This window comes from Arthrobacter sp. H5, from assembly GCF_000520595.1.
Classification (GTDB): domain Bacteria; phylum Actinomycetota; class Actinomycetes; order Actinomycetales; family Micrococcaceae; genus Arthrobacter_D.
Window position 1 is genome coordinate 25,925 of sequence record NZ_KI915011.1, and the last position, 1,773, is coordinate 27,697.

Genomic DNA, 1,773 nt, shown 5'->3' on the forward strand with positions numbered 1-1,773 from the left:
GATGGCACCTTCCGTCCGCACCTGCCGGTTCTCCGGGACACGATGGCGGCGTTCATCCGCCGCTTTGACTGGAAGATTCTCCGTTATCAACTGGACGGGTGACCCTCGGGGCTACCACCGCGACGCGGCGGTGGTTGAGGGAACTCATGACGACGGCGGCACTCAGGTGCCGCCGTCGTCGTCCTTTAAGCCGTCCCAACCTCCGCCACCGGACGGTGACGGAGGTCTCGAGGCTCCGATCTCTGCGCACACAGAAAGGCCCCGGAATCCTTGATCGGTTCCGGGGCCTCCCCTGCTCTTTCGTGCCGGGAAGCTAGGGCGCGATGAGGTTGTGGAAGCGGTACATAAACGCGGCCATCATGTCCCGGTTCACGGCTGTGAACGGTTTGAACGTCTTGTCCGGGTAACCCGTGGTGATCTCTGTGGAGGCCAGCCACATGATCTCCTGATAAAAGTCACCGCTCTTCCGGACGTCCGAAAACGGCGACGAGCCGGGCGGAACAAAGTCAGGCTCATCAGCAAACCTGTACATGAACGCCGCCATCATGTCCCTGTTGACGGCCAGGTGGGGACGGAACGTCCTGTCGGGGTATCCGGTGGTGATCCCCTGGGCTGCCAGCCAGGTGATCTCCTTGTAGAACCTTCCTCCGACGGGCAGGTCCTTGAAGGGCGAGACCTTGGGCGGTACAAAATCGGGTTCACCGACAAATCTGTACATGAACGCGGCCATCATGTCCCTGTTCACCGGGTGGAACGGCCTAAACGTGCCATCCTCCAAGTAGCCGGTAGTGATCTTTTGATCCAGCAGCCACACAATTTCCGTGAAGAACGCACCGTCCTGGCGCACGTCGGGGAATGGAGACGGCGTGGCCGCAAGCGGTATCGAGACCGTGGAGTAGGCGCCCGTGCCCACTGCATTCTCGGCAGCCACCTGGAAGCGGAGTTGGATTCCCGCGGGCAGTCCCGTCATGTCCAGGCTGGTTGCTGTGCCCGGGGCCGTCCTCAGCGCACCGACCTGACTGCCGGTGGCGTCGACCACGCGCACCGTGAATCCGGTGACCGGCGAGCCGCCGTCGGCACCGGGAACCCAGGTGATTGTGCCGGAGCCTCGCCCGCCTGTTGGACTTCCCACGGTTGGTGCGCCGGGCAGAACGGGCCCGGGAGTAACCGTGTTGGAGACTGCCGAGTACGGGCCGCCTCCTGCCCCGTTGAACGCCTGAACCTGGAATCTGTATCCCACCCCATTGGTGAGGCCGGTGACGGTCAGGCTGGTCGCGTCTCCGTTCGTGACCCGCAACGCGCCCATCTGCTGATCCTTGGTGTTGAGCACCTTCACCCGGTATCCACTGACCGCTGAGCCCGCAGGGCCGTCCCAGTTCACAGTCGCTGTTCCGTTGGATGCGCTGGCCGACAGAATGGTGGCCCGTGCCGGCGGCTGTGAATCAGCGAACAGGAGCTGCTCCACATTGCGCAGGGTATCGACGCCGTCAGTGGAAAGGGCGTCATCCTCACCCTCGACTCCAGGGGTGTCGTCCTCGGGATCAACCGTGTCAAGATGCGTCACCGTTGTTACGCTGCCCGGCGAACCAACCTCTGCACCCTGTGGGACGGTGGTGACCGTGTAGTTGATCTCGAAGTCTGAGAAAACCGCAGAGTCAACATCGCTATCCCTCGCGCCGTCGATGATCTCCCGGACAATGACAATGTTTCCCGGGTCCACGTCGCCGGCAAACACCGCCGCCTGGAGCGTCCGGGAGCTGCCCTCCTGATACG

Annotated in this window: 1 protein-coding gene; it reads right to left on the minus strand. The window is 63.0% G+C overall.

Translation table 11 applies throughout. The annotated features are described in order from the left end of the window. Positions 1 to 313: 313 nt before the first annotated feature. Positions 314 to 1,773: fibronectin type III domain-containing protein (locus tag Y708_RS29955; RefSeq protein WP_173401527.1), on the minus strand; the 1,460-nt coding region annotated here is incomplete at its 5' end.